This is a genomic window from Paenibacillus sp. QJM3NY_38, from assembly GCF_056173265.1.
The window spans coordinates 2,055,854-2,073,570 of the sequence record NZ_CM149665.1; the positions used below are offsets into that span (position 1 = coordinate 2,055,854).

The window sequence follows — 17,717 nt, forward strand, 5'->3', positions numbered from 1 at the left end:
AGTGAGACAGATGAGCCAAGTGGACGGAGATGAACGTTATTCTACGCTATTAAACAACAGTAATGCCGTCCGGGCCGTCACGTCCGCTGTAGAAGGCACGCTTGGTCCGAAGGGGCTCGACGTGATGCTGGTAGGTCCCCGCGGCGAAGTGGTCATTACCAATGACGGGGTAACGATTCTGGATAAAATGGATGTCACCCACCCGGCTGCCCGCCTTCTCATTCAGGTGGCAAGAGCGCAGCAGGAGAAAATCGGCGACGGAACCACAACGGCTACCGTGCTTGCAGGCGCACTTGTGCAGGAAGGGGTTTCCCGCATCACCCGCGGAGTGCCTGCATCCAAGGTGGTGGAGGGGCTGCGTCAAGGAATCGAGAAGTCGATGGAGCTTTTAACCAAGCGGGTTCGGCTGATCGACGGATTGGATGATCCGCTGCTGGAACGGACGGTGTACGTTGCGGGGCGTGAACGGAAGGACATCGTGGAGCTGATTATGCAAGCTGCACGGAAAGCCGGAATCACCCGTCTTCAGGATCCTTCCTACTCGCTCGCAGACAGTATAATTGCCCTGGAGAATGCCGAGAATGAAGTGTTTGAGGGGGTCCTGCTCCGACAGCGACCGATCTTCGCCCGCGAGTCCAGGTCTTATGACGATGCAAAGGTGTTGGTGCTGTTTGATTCTCTGGAGCCGGATGAGATCGATGAAGAGGCGCTCACAACCGAAGCCGGATTTGCGCAATATATGGATCTCCGAAAAGTGTTCGCTTCAGATTTGGAGAGATTGTCCGAGCTGTCCGTAAAACTCATCCTGCTTGAAAAAGGCATCCACCCGGATGCGGAGCAGTTTTGCCTGGATCACGGCATGATGGTTGTGCCGCGCGTGTCCCGTGCGGATCTTCGCCGGGTAAGCGATATGACGGGAGCTACTCCCATACGCCGCAAGGCGTTACATAAAGACTCGAAGGAGCTTGCGGTCCTTCTGGGTGATACCCCGCGTGTCGCTTATGATGAAGGCATCGAGAAAATCCGGCTGTCCTGCGGCAGCCAAGACAAGGACCGTATCGTGACGGTCATTGTTGGGGCAAGCACTTCCGAGGTCGTAGGCGAGGCGGCCAGAATCGCGGGAGATGCGGCCTCGGCACTTCAGGCTGCGGTTTCCGGAGGGGTGCTTCCGGGCGGCGGGACAAGCGAACTCGCGGTGTCCTACGAGTTGGAACGGATCCGGGAGGCTCAGAAAGGCATGGAAGCCTTCGGCATGGAAGCCGTTTCGGCGGCTCTGCGCAAGCCGATGTCGCAGATACTTCTCAATGCCGGTTACAACCCGCTCGAGAAGATGGAAGAAGTGCGCGCTGCGCAAATTCGTGCAGACTCTGATTGCATGGGTATTGATTGCGACAGTGGCCGGGTTGTTGATTATGAGGAGCTGGGCGTGCTGGATCCGGCACCGGTTAAACTTCACGGCCTGCGGGCAGCCGGTGAAGTGGCAGCAGCCGTGCTGCGGATTCATCACGTCATCAAGATGAAAGAAATAGGCGAATAATGCTTAAGGTATAGAACAAATCACGGATAGACTGTTTTAGACTATGAAGGAGGTGAAGGCGTCTTGAATAAAGAGCATAAGGATGCCGTTCAAGATACAGTTACAGAAGAAATGATGGAAGAAACTTTGGAGAACACGCCAAACACGGGTGAGAGCGGGTCTGCAGAGGAAGCCGTTAATCCCGAACTGGAGATTCCTGTAACGGAATCGGCGGATGAAGCAAGTTCAGCAGAGCTTGAGAAGCTTCAGGCTGAGGTGCTGGAGCACCAGCAGCGTACCCTGCGAGTTCAAGCGGATTTTGACAACTTCCGTCGTCGCACCCAGAAGGAGAAAGAGGATCTGGGCAAATATGCATCTTCCAAACTGATTACGGAGCTTCTGCCCGTCATCGACAATTTTGAGCGTGCCCTTCAGGCATCCGAGGAGAACCCGGAGTTTGAATCCTTCTCCAAGGGAGTCAGCATGATCTTTCGCCAGTTGGAATCGGTCCTTGCCACCGAGGGCTTGACCGCGATGAAGAGTGTAGGCGAGCCGTTCAATCCGGAGTATCACCAAGCGATCATGCAGGTGGAAAGCGAGGAATACGAGGAAGGCATCGTGGTTGAGGAAGTGCAGAAGGGATATATGCTTAAAGATAAAGTATTAAGACCTGCGATGGTTAAAGTGAGCATGTAAGCGACTTTCGATAGTCGTTTATCATATAAAAAATTGATGAAGATCATGCGAGGATTCGTGTGAATGAATAAGGAGGAAATTTTTACATGAGCAAAGTTATTGGTATCGACTTAGGAACAACCAACTCCTGCGTAGCCGTAATGGAGGGTGGAGAAGCAGTAGTTATTCCGAATCCGGAGGGTGCTCGTACGACTCCATCCGTTGTCGGATTTAAGAAAGACGGCGAGCGTATCGTTGGGGATACAGCGAAACGTCAAGCGATCACCAACCCGGATCGTACCATTATCTCTATTAAGCGTCATATGGGTACAAATCACAAAGAATCCATCGACGGCAAAGACTACACGCCGCAAGAAATCTCTGCTATCATTCTGCAGAAGCTGAAATCCGATGCGGAAGCCTATCTGGGTCAACCAGTAACCCAGGCGGTTATTACGGTTCCTGCATACTTTAATGACAGCCAGCGTCAAGCGACCAAGGATGCCGGTAAAATCGCGGGTCTTGAAGTGCTGCGTATCGTCAACGAGCCGACAGCTGCTGCATTGGCTTACGGCATGGAGAAATCCGAAGACCAAACCATCCTGGTATATGACCTTGGCGGCGGTACATTCGACGTTTCCATTCTTGAACTGGGCGATGGCTTCTTCGAAGTAAAAGCAACCAGCGGGGACAACCAGCTTGGCGGCGACGACTTTGACCAAGTGATCATTGACTACCTGGTAGCCGAATTCAAGAAAGAGCAAGGCATCGATCTCAGCAAAGACAAAGCTGCTGTTCAACGTCTGAAAGACGCTGCGGAAAAAGCGAAAAAAGAATTGTCCGGCGTACTGACAACCACGATTTCGCTGCCGTTCATCACCGTTGCTGACGGCGTGCCTCAGCATCTAGAGATCAACCTGACTCGTGCTAAATTCGAAGAATTGTCGGCTACCCTGGTAGAGCGTACGCTTGGCCCGACTCGTCAAGCGCTTAGCGATGCAGGTTTGACCGCTAACGATATTCACAAAATCGTCCTTGTCGGCGGTTCCACTCGTATTCCTGCCGTACAGGAAGCGATTAAGAAATTGACAGGCAAAGAGCCTCACAAAGGCGTAAACCCTGACGAAGTGGTTGCGCTTGGAGCAGCAGTTCAAGCCGGCGTATTGACAGGTGACGTTAAAGACGTCGTGTTGCTCGACGTAACTCCGTTGTCCCTCGGTATCGAAACCGCAGGCGGCGTATTCACCAAAATGATCGACCGCAACACAACGATTCCAACAAGCAAATCCCAAGTATTCTCCACGTATGCTGATAATCAGCCGAGCGTTGAAATTCACGTGCTGCAAGGTGAACGCGAAATGGCTGCCGGCAACAAAACACTGGGACGCTTCATGCTTGGAGACATTCCTCCAGCACCGCGCGGCGTGCCGCAAATCGAAGTTACCTTTGACATCGATGCGAACGGTATCGTAAATGTATCGGCGACGGATAAAGGTACTGGCAAGAGCCAGAAGATCACGATCACGTCCTCCAGCGGCTTGAGCGATGCTGAAGTTGAGCAAATGATGAAGGACGCTGAGCTTCATGCCGAAGAAGACCGTAAACGCAAAGAGCTGGTAGAAGCTCGCAACAATGCGGACCAACTCGTATACACGACCGAGAAAACACTCAAGGATCTGGGCGACAAAGTCGATGCTTCCGAAGTGGAAAAAGCGAACGAAGCGAAAGACAAAGTGAAGAAGGCCCTTGAATCCGATAACCTCGAAGAGATTAACGCTTCGGTAGAGGAGTTGACTCAAATCGTTCAGCAGCTGTCCGTAAAGCTGTATGAGCAAGCAGCACAACAGGAACAGCAAGGTGCTGAAGGTGCTGACGCCGGCGCTCCTAAGAAAGACAATGTCGTAGATGCAGATTACGAGGTTGTTGACGAAGATAAAAACAAAGGTTAATCTGAATAGATTGTATGGGAAGGTCAAAGCTGCGCATCTTCGCACTTTGGCTTTCCTTATGTAAAAGAGTAATAAAGAGATTGGGGTGAAACCGTGGCTGATAAGCGTGATTATTATGAGGTGCTCGGTGTCGGCAAGGATGCATCGGACGATGAAATCAAGAAGGCGTACCGCAAAATGGCTCGCCAATATCATCCGGACGTGAACAAAGCGGCTGACGCGGAAGCCAAATTCAAGGAAGTGAAAGAGGCTTACGATGTATTGAGCGATGGTCAGAAGCGTGCGCAATATGACCAGTATGGTCATATCGATCCGAACCAAGGTATGGGCGGAGGCGGTTTCTCCGGTGATTTCGGCGGTTTTGGAGATATATTCGATATGTTCTTTGGCGGTAATGGTCGCCGTGATCCGAATGCGCCTCAGCGGGGGAACGATCTGCAATATACGATGACGGTTGAATTCAAGGAAGCGGTATTCGGTAAGGAAACGGATATTACCATTCCGAGAACAGAGACATGCGATACATGTCACGGCTCCGGTGCGAAGCCGGGCACGCAGCCGCATACATGTTCGGTGTGTAACGGCAGCGGGCAGCAAGAAGTCGTGCAAAATACGCCGTTTGGACGTATGGTAAACCGTCGCGCTTGCTCGAACTGTAACGGAACAGGGAAAATCATCAAAGACCGCTGCTCGACTTGTAACGGCAACGGCAAAGTGAAGAAGCAGCGCAAGATTCATGTTCGCGTGCCTGCCGGTGTGGACGACGGAGCTCAGCTTCGCATGACAGGTGAAGGCGAAGGAGGTTTCCGCGGCGGCCCGGCCGGTGACTTGTATATTGTCATCCGCGTGAAGCCGCATGACTTCTTCGAACGCGAAGGGGACGACATTTATTGTGAAGTGCCGCTTACCTTTGCTCAGGCTGCGCTTGGCGACGAGATTGAGATCCCGACGCTGACGGAGAGAGTGAAGCTGAAGATCCCGGCCGGTACGCAGACGGGAACCTTCTTCCGCCTGAAAGGCAAAGGGGTGCCTCGGCTTCGCGGCATGGGACAGGGTGACCAGCACGTCAAGGTTGTGGTCGTTACGCCAAGCAAGCTGAGTGATGATCAGAAAGAGCTGCTTCGTCAGTTTGCTTCCCTTGATGGCGAACAGACCCATGAGCAGGAACAGTCTTTCTTTGACCGTGTAAAAAAAGCATTCCGCGGTGACTAATACAAACTGATGGGGTTAACCCCCCCTCATAACTTAGAAGAACAGCAGCAGGCTTAAGGTGATCAACCTTCGGCCTGCTGTTTTTTTCTTTCTGGGGACGGAAGGGAGCTTTAGGTGGTCTGCCAGCTTAAACAGCCGATTCCTCAAGAATAAAACACTTGACGATGAAGCAACCTAGGGAAGTTCCAGCTAGGAAGTTGCAATCTTGAATAGGAAATGCAGGTGAAATGAAGTGGCAGAGAAAAATATTTTGGCGTATTTTAAAAGCCCGGAAGAAGCCCAGCATGCAGCCCGCAAATTGCAGTCGCTGCGCGTTGCCGATATGTCCATCGACCGGTTTAGCGCCGATCCCGGCGGAGAGCTCAACGATCCGATGAATCCGTTGACAGGCAACATTGCAAGCTTAACGACGCTGACCTTAAATGCGGATATTTCGGGGCCGGGAGCCGGAATTCTCGGGGCGGCGGATCCGTCCGCCAGCGGGATGAGCAGCGGCGGGGAGGACGGAACCGAAGGCCGGGATATTTTGCTGACGGTTGTGTTGGACGAAGGCGTATTCCCGCAAGCCATGCGGTTAATCGAAGAATCCGGCGGCATGATTTAAGGTAAGCACGGCTCTGATCTTTTATTTTGGAAAGGAGAACGGCATTCATGATGAGACGCGTAAAAAAAGGGAAGATATCAAGCAAAACCGAGAAAATGATTGCGCTTCAATCCGCTAAGGCGGAGGATGTTGAATTTTCGGCCATGGAAGCCGATCACGATGATGTGGAAGCTCTGCGCAGAAGCGAGGCGGCGGATGAACGCCAATTGAAGAAAATTCTCGATGAAACCAGTAAAAATGTAGATTAATTGTTGGCTGCAGCGTTTGGAAGAGCCCTCTTACCTTTCTTGTTACGGAGGTGGTAAGCAGGGCTTTTTTGTTGAAGAGATAAGAAAGTATAAACTTCGGAGGATATCCATCCTTATGCAGCAAGTAAAACTTCCGCCATATAAGGTCTGTCTTCTGAGAAAGTACGCTGATAGACTTATACCGCATTTGACCGATTTGTAGGTAAAGTCCTCATGGTATTTTAGTACAAACTTTGTATCCGGGGTCCTCAATATAGTACAATAATATCTATGTATGAATGAGGAGGAACAGTAGCACATGTTATGGCATGAATTAACGATACATACCACGGAGGAAGCCGTGGAGATGATTACGAATTTCCTGCATGAGGCGGGAGCCGGAGGCGTTTCGATCGAAGAATCCGGTACGACAAACAAGAAGCGGGACACATCCCTTGGACAGTGGTTTGATGAGATCGTTCCGTTTAACGATATTCCTGAAGGGCAAGCCGTTATCAAAGGGTACTTTGATGAGACGGTGACCCTGGAAGCGATCCGTGATGAGATAACGCCGCGCGTGAATGAACTGAAGGAATTCGGGATTGATACAGGTGAAGTCAGGTATGAGATGAAGACCGTCGATGAGAATGAATGGGCAACGGCCTGGAAGCAGTATTTCAAACCGATCCGCGTATCCGAGCGATTGACAATCAAGCCGACATGGGAAGAGTACACGCCGGAATCCGATCAAGAATCGATTATTGAGCTGGACCCGGGCATGGCATTCGGCACAGGAACGCATCCGACGACTTCGTTATGCTTGCGCACACTCGAGATGGTGATCAAGGGCGGAGAGGAAGTCATAGATGTCGGGACAGGTTCTGGCATTCTCTCCATCGGCGCCGCGCATTTGGGAGCTTCACGGATACTGGCTCTCGATCTGGACCCGGTTGCTGTATCCAGCGCAATGGAGAATACCCGCCTTAACGGCTTGGAGGATCGGATTACGGTCAAGGAAAGCGATCTGCTCTCTGTAATCACCAATCAATCCGGTCCATCGGATCTGGGCGTGACGCTGCCGGTACAAGTTGTAGTGGCTAACATTTTGGCTGAGGTCATCCTGTTGTTTGTCGACGATGTATACCAGGCTCTTCAGCCGGGAGGCGCTTATATCGCCTCGGGCATTTACAAGAACAAAGAAGAGATCGTAGAGAAGGCGCTGATTGCCTCCGGTTTCGAAATTGCCGACATCTGCCGCGAGGATGATTGGGTTGCATTCGTGGCGAGGAAAAACTGATTATGGAGTTTTTGGACCAACTGTTATTTTATCCGCTGGAGCAACTTCCTTTTTATCTGATTGCTTTGATTATTGCCTTTACCGTGCATGAATTCTCGCATGCCTATTTTGCGAATAAATTCGGAGACCCAACGGCCAAGCTGCTGGGAAGGGTTACACTGAATCCGGCGGTACATTTTGATTTTCTGGGGATTATTCTCTTGCTGATTGCAGGTTTTGGCTGGGCACGGCCGGTACCGATCAATCGCGAGAACTTCAGCAACCCGCGCCGAATGAGCATTATTGTGGCGGCGGTGGGTCCGCTGAGTAATCTTATGTTAGGTATACTTGGTGCGCTCATTTATGCTGTTCTGTACCAAACTGGGATTATTCCTCCAGTGGGAATTACCAAGACGGATCAAGCGGTGCATTTGTTCTTTAATATATTTATATTGCTCAACTTCTTTCTATGTCTGTTCAATCTTGTTCCATTGCCTCCGCTGGACGGCTACAGGGTTCTTGAGAATGCGCTGCCTCCGCGTCTCAGTGCGAGGATTCAGAAGTTTGAGCAATGGTCGATCCTGTTCTTCCTGTTGATCATATTGTTGCCCGTGTTCCAGGATTATACGATCAAGCCCCTGTATGATGCGGCACATGCGCTGTCTTCCAAATTTTTGGACATGTTCATTATGATGACCGGCGGTTACCGGCTCTGATTTACTCTGGTCAGTTAGCACGAAAAGTTGTATGATGGGGTTTGGCGATTTTGGAGTTAGGTGAGGTTAAAGATGCAGCGATATTTTGTGACTCCCGAACAATTCGAGGGAGACCGTGTTGAGATTACGGGCGATGACGCCCGTCATATTACCAAGGTCATGCGAGGCAGACTTGGTGATAAATTGATTGTAAGCGATGGGGCATCACGCGAAGCCATGGTGGAGATTGAAAGCATCGAAGCGGCCGGTGTCTTTGCCGTTGTAATTGAACCCATGGAGATGACCCAGGAACCGCGTCTGCAAGTGAGCATCGCTCAAAGCTTGCCGAAAGGCGATAAGATGGAGACCGTCATCCAAAAGTGCACCGAGATTGGCGCGGTGTCCTTTGTGCCCTTTCTATCGGACAGAACGATTGTTCAGTACGATGCCAAGAAGGAAGGGAAGCGGCTGGAGCGCTGGCGCAAGATTGCAAAAGAGGCGGCTGAACAGGCGCATCGTAACCGGATACCGTCTGTTGAACAGCCTTTGTCGTGGAAAAATCTGCTTGCAGCGTTTTCCGGCTATGATGCCGTATATTTTTGTTATGAAAAAGAGCATGGCTCCCAGCTGAGGGACGTGCTGAAGCCTTTTGTAGAGCAGGCGCTGTCGAATTCGGCCGAGGAGGCCAGCCTGCTGCTGGTCGTTGGACCCGAGGGCGGCTTTACGGAAGAGGAATGCCGAGCCGCCGAAGATGCAGGCGCCGTATCCGTTGGACTTGGCAGACGGATCCTTCGCTGCGAGACTGCCGGCATGACGGCGCTTGCCTGCGCACTATATGAATCTGGAGAAATGGGGGGCGTTTGAACATGCCATCCGTAGCGTTTTATACGTTGGGTTGCAAAGTCAATTTTTACGATACCGAGGCCATCTGGCAATACTTCAAAAATGAAGGCTACGACCAGGTGGACTTCGAACAAACCGCAGATGTTTATTTGATTAACACCTGCCACGTTACCAATACAGGGGATAAGAAGAGCCGTCAGATGATCAGACGCGCGGTTCGCCGCAATCCCGAGGCCATCGTGGCTGTAACGGGCTGCTACGCCCAGACCTCGCCTGCAGAAATTCTGGATATACCGGGTGTGGATCTTGTGATCGGGAACCAGGATCGCGATAAAATCATGGATTTCATCCATGATATTGAAAAGACGCGTCAGCCGATTAATGCTGTCCGCAATATTATGAAGACCCGGGTATTTGAGGAAATGGACGTTCCGGATTTCGCGGAACGCACTCGTGCATTTCTGAAAATCCAGGACGGCTGCAACAACTTCTGTACGTTCTGCATTATCCCTTGGTCCCGCGGTTTGTCACGCAGCCGTGATCCGAAGAGCATCATTAAACAGGCGCATCAGCTGGTTGGAGCGGGTTATAAGGAAATCGTGCTGACCGGTATTCACACAGGCGGATACGGAGATGATCTTGAAGATTACAGATTGTCCGATTTGCTGTGGGATCTTGACCGGGTAGACGGTTTGGAACGGATCCGCATCAGCTCCATCGAAGCAAGCCAGATCGATGAGAAGATGCTGGATGTGCTGAACCGCTCCAGTAAAATGTGCCGCCACCTTCATATTCCGCTGCAAGCGGGGGATGATACGGTACTGAAACGGATGCGCCGTAAATATACAACCGAAGAGTTCTATAACAAGATGGGCTTGATTCGTCAAGCGATGCCCGATGTGGGCATTACGACGGACGTTATCGTTGGCTTCCCTGGCGAAACCGACGAGATGTTCCGTAACGGTTATGATCTGATGAAGGCAATTCAGTTCTCCGAGATGCATGTATTCCCATATTCGAAGCGTACCGGCACGCCGGCGGCACGGATGGAGGATCAGGTGGACGAGGAAGTGAAGAATGCACGTGTGCATGATTTGATTGACTTGTCAGAGCAGCTGCAGCTTGCTTATGCTGAACGTTTTGTGGGTCAGATTCTGGAAGTGATACCGGAGCGTGAATACAAGGGAGCTCCTAACGGCGGAAAGATGCAGGGGTACAGCGATAATTACCTGCAGCTTGTATTCAACGGATCGCCTGATCTCGAAGGCAAACTGTGTCGCGTAAAAGTAACCAAAGCCGGTGTGAATGAATGCGAGGGTGAACTCCTCAGCGTCATGGATCATGGACTAAAGGCAGCTGCCCAGTAATTCCAATAGCGGCCATACCAGACAAGGATTTCATTTCCTGGCTACCGGAAGTGGAATCCTTGTTGTACATGAAGGAGGAATAGGACATGACATATACACAGATTTCCGCAGGCGGCGTGGTATACCGTCATCATGAAGGGGCGCTTCAGATCCAGCTTATTTTGGACCGTTATGGAAAAACCTCGCTTCCCAAAGGCAAGATGGAAGCCGGTGAAACCGTCGAGCAAACGGCACTTCGAGAGATTTGCGAGGAGACAGGTATAGTCGGATCTATCACCTCTCCAGTGGACATTATTGCATATAAATACCATCATCCCGAGTTCGGCCAGGTGGACAAGGAAGTTCATTACTATTTGGTTAAGGCGGAAAAAGGCAGCTTAAAACCCCAAATCGAGGAAATCAACGGGGTGGACTGGTTCGAGCCTTTGGCCGCATGGAGGAAGCAGCGCAGCAACGGATATAATAACAATGATATCATCCTGCGTAAAGCGCTAACGCTGCTTGAGGTTAGCATTCCTGCGGATGAAGATATGAAATTTTAGGTCTGTGCCCGCTTGTTCCAGAAGGGCAGATAGCACAGTGGGAGCGCGATAAGCGAGCATACGATATTAAACAAGGTTTGCGCATGGGCGATTTGCCCGGCCGGATCCGCCGCTAACCATCCGGATACGGCAGTTAAGCCCGATATGAACGGAGTAAAGAGCAGGACTCCGCCGATATTCAGCCCCATATGGGACCATGCCACGAATCGCCCTGCTCGGGTACTGCCGATGGCTGCTATAAGCGCTGTGGCGCAGGTGCCGACATTCGAGCCCAGAACGATGGCAACGCCGATCTCCGGAGGCAGGGCGCCACTGGCTGCAAGCCCCATAGCCATAGCGATGACAGCAGCGCTGCTGTGCATCAGAGCAGTCAATATCGTTCCGGCTGCAATGCCCCAGAGGACGCTCCGCGAAGCGTGGTCCAGGAACCATTGGAACACACCGAGGCTTTGAAGGGTCGGGCCGATGGATTGCATGAATTGTATAGCAAGCAGCACCAGCGAGAATCCGGCGACGGCAAGGCATAAAAACTGGCTGCGGATCAAATTGTTTTTTAACTTGTCGTAGCTCGGAGGCACGCGTTCGCTGACGAGTACGGCCCCGACCCATAGCATTAGCGAGAGGACAAGCAGCGGCATGGCGGCTTGTCCGATCTGGAGGCTGATGAGCTCGGTGGTTACCGTTGTGCCGATGTTGGTGCCGAGAATAACGCCCAGGGTACCGGCGAGGCTTAACAATCCGGCATTGGCGAAACCGATTGCCAGCACGGTGACGGCGGTACTGCTTTGCAGCAGAGCCGTGACCGCCGTGCTGGCGATCATGCCTTTAAGGGGCGTGGATGTCGCTTTGTGAAGCCACTTATGCAGCAGCGGACCGGCCCAGCGGTGGAGGGCAACCTCCATGACCTTCATGCCGAACAGGAACAGGACAAGACCATAACAGATGGGAAACCAGAGTGAGGATAGCATGATGTTCTCCTTTTAGAGGTTGTTCAAAAAGCTCTCTTTTGATCACGAAGTAAATCAGGAAGTCACTCAGCATCGAATTTTGAATTCAGCCGGGCCTTCTGGTGCTCACGTACCAAACGTACGCTCTGCTCCTCAGTCCCTTGCTTCATCCAACCTTCTCGGTGCTGAAAACCGACCTTTTTGAACACGCATTTTTAGTGAAATAAAATGGGGATATGAAGCATCCGCTGCTGTGAAAGTCCGGCGAAAAACTTATTTTCTTAATTACGTATATGACCCTTGGCGGACATGCATGCCTATGGAAATGGCCAGGGATAACTTAAGGAGTGAAATACAGTGCCATCGGTAATTTTGGAGCGCAGTCGAAAAAAGAGACTGGAGCAGGGGCATCCCTGGGTTTATAAAAGCGAGATTGCCTCTGTTGAAGGTGAACCCAAGCCGGGGGATATCGTATCGGTATTAAATCATCAAGGCCGTTTTCTCGCCTCCGGTTATTACAACCCGCAATCGCAAATCACCGTACGCACCGTTTCATACGAGCCCGTTGAGACGATGGACAAGGCTTTTTTCGCCGCCAGGTTTCAGGAATGCCTGAAACACCGGGAACGGTTTATCGGAGATGAGAACGCCTACCGGCTGGTATATGGCGAGGCGGATTTTCTGCCGGGGCTGATTGTGGACCGGTTTGATGACGTACTGGTCATGCAGCTGCTGACGCTGGGGATGGATCGCTGCCGTGAGGACATCGTGAACGCGCTTGTCGAGGTGGTCCAGCCGAAAGGAATCTATGAACGAAGCGACGTATCCATCCGGGAACTGGAAGGGCTGGAGCAGCGCACGGGTATTCTATACGGGGAATGTCCTCGCCACGTCACGGTGACGGAGAACGGCCTAAAGATCAAGGTCGATATCGAAGAAGGCCAGAAGACCGGATATTTCTTTGATCAGCGCGAGAACCGGGCATCCATTAAACCGTTAATGAACGGTTGGGGAAGCCGCAGCGGGATCTCGCTCCAGACGGTGGAACGAGACGGTGAGAAGAAGACCTTACCGGTGAACAAAAGCGGAAAGGAAGTTACTTTTCCTTATTGGGATGGAGCCACAGTGCTGGAATGCTTTTCGCATACGGGCAGTTTCACGTTGCATGCCTGCCTTTATGGCGCCAAGAAAGTGACCTGCCTTGACATATCGGAGCATGCCATTGAAAGCGCCAAAGAGAATGTGGAATTGAACGGATTCCAGGATCGCGTGGAGTTTGTAGTGGACGATGCCTTCCAATATTTGCGCAATCAGGTAAAAGGGCTGGAGGAACGCGAGTTGCGTGCGCAAGGGGATCAAAAAGTGGATACCTCCAAACCGCTGACCGCAGGAGGCGGACGTTCATGGGATGTGGTTATTCTGGACCCACCAGCTTTTGCCAAAACCAGGTCTGCCGTCAAAGGGGCTTGCCGCGGATATAAAGACATCAATCTTCATGGCATGAAACTGGTGAATGAGGGCGGTTATTTGGTTACGGCAAGCTGCTCGTACCATATGCGGCCGGATTTGTTCCTGGAGACCATTCAGGATGCGGCAAAAGACGCCGGAAAAATTCTGAGACTCGTGGAATGGCGTGCGGCTGGCAAGGATCATCCGCAAATTCTCGGGGTCGACGAGGGGCATTATTTAAAATTTGCCGTGTTTGAAGTGCGCAGCAAATCGAAACTTTAAAGTGCAGCAGCACGGTAGAAGCGAAGGATCTTGCCATGGTGGGTGAACCACGTGGCAGGGTCCTTTTTTGTATGCCCGCAATAATTTGGAATGGGAATGAAATCCAAACGTATGTTCCATCAAACGTTACTTATGCTATACTAGTAATCAGCATCTTTTTTGATAGAGAACGAACCAAAACGTGGATTTCATATGAATTTTGATACATTTGACTATATAGTACGTGTTCAAAAAGGTCGATTTTCAGCACCGAGAAGGTTGGATGAAGCTAGGGACGTCAGGAGCGGAGCGTACGATTTGGGTACGTGAGCACCGGAAGGCCCGGCTGAATTCAAGATTCGATGCCGAGTTGCTTCCTGATTTGCTTCGTGTTAGATATAGAATTTATGAGTTATCAGTGGAACTGATGAAATTCGATATCGCAAGAAAACCTACCTTTGAACCGCGGTCGCTCATCCTTGAAGTGGCCTCGATTGGTTTTCTTATCAAAAGCGGACTTTTTGAACAACCTCTAATAGATTCAAGGGCATGATTTCACCGGACACGCAGCTTGTTGGAGGGTGAAGGAGTCCTTTTCGGAGACGATGTAAAGGAGGCATAGCATGAGCGTTCAATTTATTATCGGCAGGTCGGGCAGCGGTAAGAGCACGTCGATCCGCCAAGAGATGATCGAGCGATTGGAGCAGGATCCCAAGGGGAATCCGATGATACTGATCGTTCCCGAGCAAGGTTCCTATGAAGCGGAGCACGCACTCGTTAATGCGGGAGGCATTCGCGGGATGATGCGCGCGCAAGTGCTCAGTTTCCGTCGACTGGCTTACCGTGTCATGCAGGAAACCGGCGGGGCCGCGAAGGTGGCGATCAGCGAAGAAGGAAAACGCATGCTGCTGTACAAAATTTTGCGGAGGCGCAAAGAAGAGCTCCAATTGTTCGGTGCTTCGGGAGAGCAGCATGGTTTTGTCGGTAAGCTGAGCGAGCTGTATACGGAGATGAAGCGCTATTGCATTGACGCTGCCTGCGTGGAGGATCAGCTGGGACAGATGCTGTCAGGCTCTGGGAATTCTCCGATGCTTCGGCGCAAGCTGGAGGACATCGTTACGGTCTTTCGAGATTTTGAGCTTGAGATTTCAAGGTTCTACATGGATGAGGAAGATACGCTGGCTTCATTGGCAGAAGGCGTGACCCAATCGGAGTATATCAAGCGCGCGGACATTTGGATCGATGGCTTCCATGGCTTTACGCCGCAGGAGTACCGGGTGCTCCGGGAAATTATGACGCATGCCAACCGCGTAACGATTGCGTTGACACTGGACAAGCCTTATCCGAACGGGAATGTTCCGCATGAGCTGGATCTCTTTCATCCTACCGCGGTGACATACATAAAGCTTGAAGGCATTGCCGATGAGATGGGGTTGGATATGGAGTATCGCGTTCTACAACCTGATGTTCTTCCGCGGTTTAAAGAATCCCCTCTGCTTGCCCATCTCGAGCGCGGTTATGATCGGAAGAAACGTTGGACGGAAGCTGCCCGGGACGGAGTTACAGTGAGCCATCCGGACGGCAGCAGGGCAGGTCTTCTTCTGTATGCTGCGAGTCACCGCCGGGCTGAAATTGAAGGGGCTGTACGCGAAATGGTGCGTCTCGCTCGGGAAAAAGGAGCAAGATACCGGGAAATGGCCGTGTTTGTCCGGAATATGGGAGAATATGAGCATCTGATAGGTCCTTTGTTCAGGGAACACGGCGTTCCTTATTTTCTGGATCAGAAGCGAAGCGAGCTCCATCATCCGCTGGTCGAATTTATTCGCTCTGCGCTGGATATCATCGGACGCCGCTGGCGTTATGAGGACGTATTCCGCTGCGTGAAGACGGATCTGCTGCTGCCGCTGGACGGATCGCTTACCCGTGAGGACATGGACCGTCTGGAGAACCATGTGCTGGCTTCCGGAATCCAGGGCACACGCTGGACGGATGGACGCCCCTGGAAGGGGATTCCAAGTCTCTCATTAGAAGATGGAGAGAGTGAGGTGCGAAATCCGCATGGGATGCAGGCGATTGAGTATGCCAGAAAGGTGATTACGGAGCCGCTGCATGCGTTTGAGAAGCGGATGAAGAAGGCAGCGAATGCAATGGATCAGAGCACGGCAGTCTACCGGCTTTTGGAGGAAGCCGCTGTTCCTGAGAAGCTCGAGCTGTTAAGCCGCGCTGCTCTGGATGCCGGGCGTCCTGAGGAGGCCAGGGAGCATCGCCAGGTATGGGGGGCAGTGCTTGACCTGCTCGATCAGATTGTGGAGATGATGGGTACGGAGAAGCTCAGCACCGAATTGTTCACGGGTGTGCTGGGTACGGGACTTACGGAGATGAAAATGGCTCTGGTGCCTCCTTCTCTAGATCAAGTGCTGATCGGCAGCATGGATCGGACACGGACGGGCGGGGTGAAATATGCTTTTCTGCTCGGCATTAACGATGGAGTTCTCCCAGCCCAGTTCCAGGACGATGGGATCCTGACAGAACCGGAGCGTGTTCAGCTCGAAGACCGCGGCTTGGAGCTTGCTCCAAGCATATCCCGCAGACTGCTGGATGAACGGTTCCTGATTTATAATGCTCTGACTTCGGCCAGTAATCAGCTGTGGGTCAGCTATCCTGCGGCGGACGATGAAGGCAAGACGTTGCTGCCATCCGAGGTCATCCGCCATTTGAAGCTGATGTTTCAGATGGAAGAGGTCCCTTTGTTTCCAAGACCGCATGCCGGGCAATCGGCCAGCGAGCAGGAGCATTATGCAGCCCGTCCGGATAAGACGCTTGCTTATTTAACGGGTCGCCTTCGTGACTGGAGGAATGGCGAGGAGATTCCGGACTTTTGGTGGCATGTGTACAATTGGTATGCGGAACAGCCGGAATTAAGGCCGCGTCTTTCTTCGATGCTCTCGTCCTTGTCTTACCGAAATGAAGCCCGGCCGCTTAAGCAGGAAACCAGCAGGCAGTTGTACGGAACGAAGCTGCGGACGAGCGTATCCCGGATGGAGCGCTTTGTTGCGTGTCCGTTTTCCCATTTTGCCTCCCATGGTTTGAAGCTGAGAGAACGGCAGTTGTACCGTCTTCAGGCTCCTGACATCGGGCAGCTGTTTCATGCTGCCTTAAGCAGCATGGCCGTGAAGTTTCAATCACAGCATCGAAGCTGGGGAGACTTGAGCGCGGAGGAATGCCTGCGCGAGGCGGAAGCAACGGTCGATCGGCTTGCTCCCATGCTGCAGGGTGAAATTCTATTGAGCTCCAAGCGATACGGATATATTTCGCGCAAGCTGAAAAACATCGTGGGCAGAGCGTCCGTAATTTTGGGCGAACAAGCAAGGCGCGGCAAATTTGAGCCGATCGGTCTCGAGCTCGATTTCGGTCCCGGGAAGCCGCTGCCGCCGCTGACGTTTGAATTGCCGAACGGGGTCAAGATGGAGATTGTCGGGCGGATTGACCGGGTCGACATGGCACGCGGAGAGCATGGGATCATGCTCCGGGTCATTGATTATAAATCCAGCCAGAAGGATCTGCGATTGCATGAGGTCTATTACGGGTTATCCTTGCAGATGCTGACCTATCTGGACGTGCTGCTGACGTTTGCGGAGGACTGGCTCGGCGAGCAGGCATTGCCTGCGGGAACCTTGTATTTCCACGTTCATGATCCAATCCTGCAATCCGCAAACGGCATGACGCCGGAGCAGGCGGCAGAGGAGCTGCTTAAACGATACAAAATGAAGGGCCTGCTGCTGGCAGACCGCGAAGCGGTTTCCCTCATGGATTCGTTCCTTGAAAAAGGGCACTCGGCCATTCTGCCCGTCGCCGTCAAAACGGACGGCAGCTTCTACAGCAGCGCGGCTGTGGCAACGCCTGACCAGTGGAAGACCTTGTTGTCAGCCGTGCGGGAGAACATGCTGAATATCGGCTCCAGAATTACGGGAGGCGATGTCGCGATTGTGCCGTACCGGATTCAGCAGGAGACGGCCTGCACGTACTGTTCCTTCCGGCCTGTATGCCAGTTTGACGACGCAATTGAGGGCAGCGAATATCAGCTGCTGGGTAAACCGGGTAAAGATCAGGTTTGGGATATGCTTGGACATCCGAAGGGAGGAGAGAGCCGGTGA

14 protein-coding genes are annotated in these 17,717 nt (G+C 52.1%); 13 read left to right on the plus strand and 1 reads right to left on the minus strand.

Annotated features, from left to right (window positions below):
* Window positions 1–10: 10 nt before the first annotated feature.
* From AC0VZ8_RS09010 to AC0VZ8_RS09060, 11 genes are all read left to right on the plus strand, one after another.
* The gene (locus AC0VZ8_RS09010; RefSeq protein ID WP_475486669.1) at window positions 11–1,537 is read left to right on the plus strand and encodes a TCP-1/cpn60 chaperonin family protein; all 1,527 of its coding nucleotides are present in this window, start codon (window positions 11–13) and stop codon (window positions 1,535–1,537) included.
* Between the two features lie 63 nt (window positions 1,538–1,600).
* On the plus strand, window positions 1,601–2,212 hold the full coding sequence (grpE, locus tag AC0VZ8_RS09015; protein WP_475486670.1) for a nucleotide exchange factor GrpE: 612 nt from the start codon (window positions 1,601–1,603) through the stop codon (window positions 2,210–2,212).
* Window positions 2,213–2,298: 86 nt separating this feature from the next.
* Window positions 2,299–4,140, plus strand: a complete 1,842-nt coding sequence (dnaK, locus tag AC0VZ8_RS09020) for a molecular chaperone DnaK (RefSeq protein ID WP_071222919.1) — start codon at window positions 2,299–2,301, stop codon at window positions 4,138–4,140.
* 93 nt (window positions 4,141–4,233) lie between these two features.
* Window positions 4,234–5,352 carry a molecular chaperone DnaJ gene (gene dnaJ / locus AC0VZ8_RS09025; protein WP_071222920.1) on the plus strand — a complete coding sequence of 373 codons (1,119 nt, stop codon included), beginning with the start codon at window positions 4,234–4,236 and terminating at the stop codon, window positions 5,350–5,352.
* 232 nt (window positions 5,353–5,584) lie between these two features.
* A complete protein-coding gene (locus tag AC0VZ8_RS09030; protein WP_260064291.1) occupies window positions 5,585–5,956 on the plus strand; it encodes a hypothetical protein in 372 nt (123 codons plus the stop codon).
* Between the two features lie 47 nt (window positions 5,957–6,003).
* The gene (locus AC0VZ8_RS09035) at window positions 6,004–6,204 is read left to right on the plus strand and encodes a YfhD family protein (RefSeq protein ID WP_009590798.1); all 201 of its coding nucleotides are present in this window, start codon (window positions 6,004–6,006) and stop codon (window positions 6,202–6,204) included.
* 298 nt (window positions 6,205–6,502) lie between these two features.
* Window positions 6,503–7,480 (plus strand): 50S ribosomal protein L11 methyltransferase, encoded by a 978-nt coding sequence (prmA, locus tag AC0VZ8_RS09040; RefSeq protein WP_071222922.1) that lies wholly within the window; start codon window positions 6,503–6,505, stop codon window positions 7,478–7,480.
* Between the two features lie 2 nt (window positions 7,481–7,482).
* Window positions 7,483–8,175, plus strand: a complete 693-nt coding sequence (locus tag AC0VZ8_RS09045) for a site-2 protease family protein (protein WP_475486671.1) — start codon at window positions 7,483–7,485, stop codon at window positions 8,173–8,175.
* 72 nt (window positions 8,176–8,247) lie between these two features.
* Entirely contained in the window at window positions 8,248–9,018 is a 771-nt protein-coding gene (locus tag AC0VZ8_RS09050) for an RsmE family RNA methyltransferase (protein ID WP_475486672.1), read from the plus strand.
* Window positions 9,019–9,020: 2 nt separating this feature from the next.
* Window positions 9,021–10,364, plus strand: a complete 1,344-nt coding sequence (gene mtaB / locus AC0VZ8_RS09055; RefSeq protein ID WP_194541629.1) for a tRNA (N(6)-L-threonylcarbamoyladenosine(37)-C(2))-methylthiotransferase MtaB — start codon at window positions 9,021–9,023, stop codon at window positions 10,362–10,364.
* An 86-nt stretch (window positions 10,365–10,450) separates the two neighbouring features.
* Window positions 10,451–10,906: an NUDIX hydrolase gene (locus AC0VZ8_RS09060; RefSeq protein ID WP_113058338.1), complete on the plus strand. Its 456-nt coding sequence runs from the start codon at window positions 10,451–10,453 to the stop codon at window positions 10,904–10,906.
* Here the strand turns inward: AC0VZ8_RS09060 and AC0VZ8_RS09065 are convergent.
* Window positions 10,903–11,874, minus strand: a complete 972-nt coding sequence (locus AC0VZ8_RS09065) for a Na/Pi cotransporter family protein (RefSeq protein WP_475486673.1) — start codon at window positions 11,872–11,874, stop codon at window positions 10,903–10,905. The two genes, AC0VZ8_RS09060 and AC0VZ8_RS09065, sit on opposite strands and share 4 nt — an antisense overlap.
* Window positions 11,875–12,210: 336 nt before the next feature.
* Between AC0VZ8_RS09065 and AC0VZ8_RS09070 the strand changes: the two genes are divergently transcribed.
* Window positions 12,211–13,584 carry a class I SAM-dependent rRNA methyltransferase gene (locus tag AC0VZ8_RS09070; protein ID WP_475486674.1) on the plus strand — a complete coding sequence of 458 codons (1,374 nt, stop codon included), beginning with the start codon at window positions 12,211–12,213 and terminating at the stop codon, window positions 13,582–13,584.
* Between the two features lie 602 nt (window positions 13,585–14,186).
* Window positions 14,187–17,717 carry a helicase-exonuclease AddAB subunit AddB gene (gene addB / locus AC0VZ8_RS09075; protein ID WP_475486675.1) on the plus strand — a complete coding sequence of 1,177 codons (3,531 nt, stop codon included), beginning with the start codon at window positions 14,187–14,189 and terminating at the stop codon, window positions 17,715–17,717.

What these genes read in the sequence shown, in the direction of transcription:
- addB (WP_475486675.1), top strand. Translation starts at nt 14,187, where the DNA reads ATGAGCGTTCAATTTATTATCGGCAGGTCGGGCAGCGGTAAGAGCACG.
- AC0VZ8_RS09035 (WP_009590798.1), top strand. Translation starts at nt 6,004, where the DNA reads ATGATGAGACGCGTAAAAAAAGGGAAGATATCAAGCAAAACCGAGAAA.
- AC0VZ8_RS09010 (WP_475486669.1), top strand. Translation starts at nt 11, where the DNA reads ATGAGCCAAGTGGACGGAGATGAACGTTATTCTACGCTATTAAACAAC.
- AC0VZ8_RS09045 (WP_475486671.1), top strand. Translation starts at nt 7,483, where the DNA reads ATGGAGTTTTTGGACCAACTGTTATTTTATCCGCTGGAGCAACTTCCT.
- mtaB (WP_194541629.1), top strand. Translation starts at nt 9,021, where the DNA reads ATGCCATCCGTAGCGTTTTATACGTTGGGTTGCAAAGTCAATTTTTAC.
- AC0VZ8_RS09060 (WP_113058338.1), top strand. Translation starts at nt 10,451, where the DNA reads ATGACATATACACAGATTTCCGCAGGCGGCGTGGTATACCGTCATCAT.
- AC0VZ8_RS09050 (WP_475486672.1), top strand. Translation starts at nt 8,248, where the DNA reads ATGCAGCGATATTTTGTGACTCCCGAACAATTCGAGGGAGACCGTGTT.
- dnaK (WP_071222919.1), top strand. Translation starts at nt 2,299, where the DNA reads ATGAGCAAAGTTATTGGTATCGACTTAGGAACAACCAACTCCTGCGTA.
- AC0VZ8_RS09065 (WP_475486673.1), bottom strand. Translation starts at nt 11,874, where the DNA reads ATGCTATCCTCACTCTGGTTTCCCATCTGTTATGGTCTTGTCCTGTTC.
- prmA (WP_071222922.1), top strand. Translation starts at nt 6,503, where the DNA reads ATGTTATGGCATGAATTAACGATACATACCACGGAGGAAGCCGTGGAG.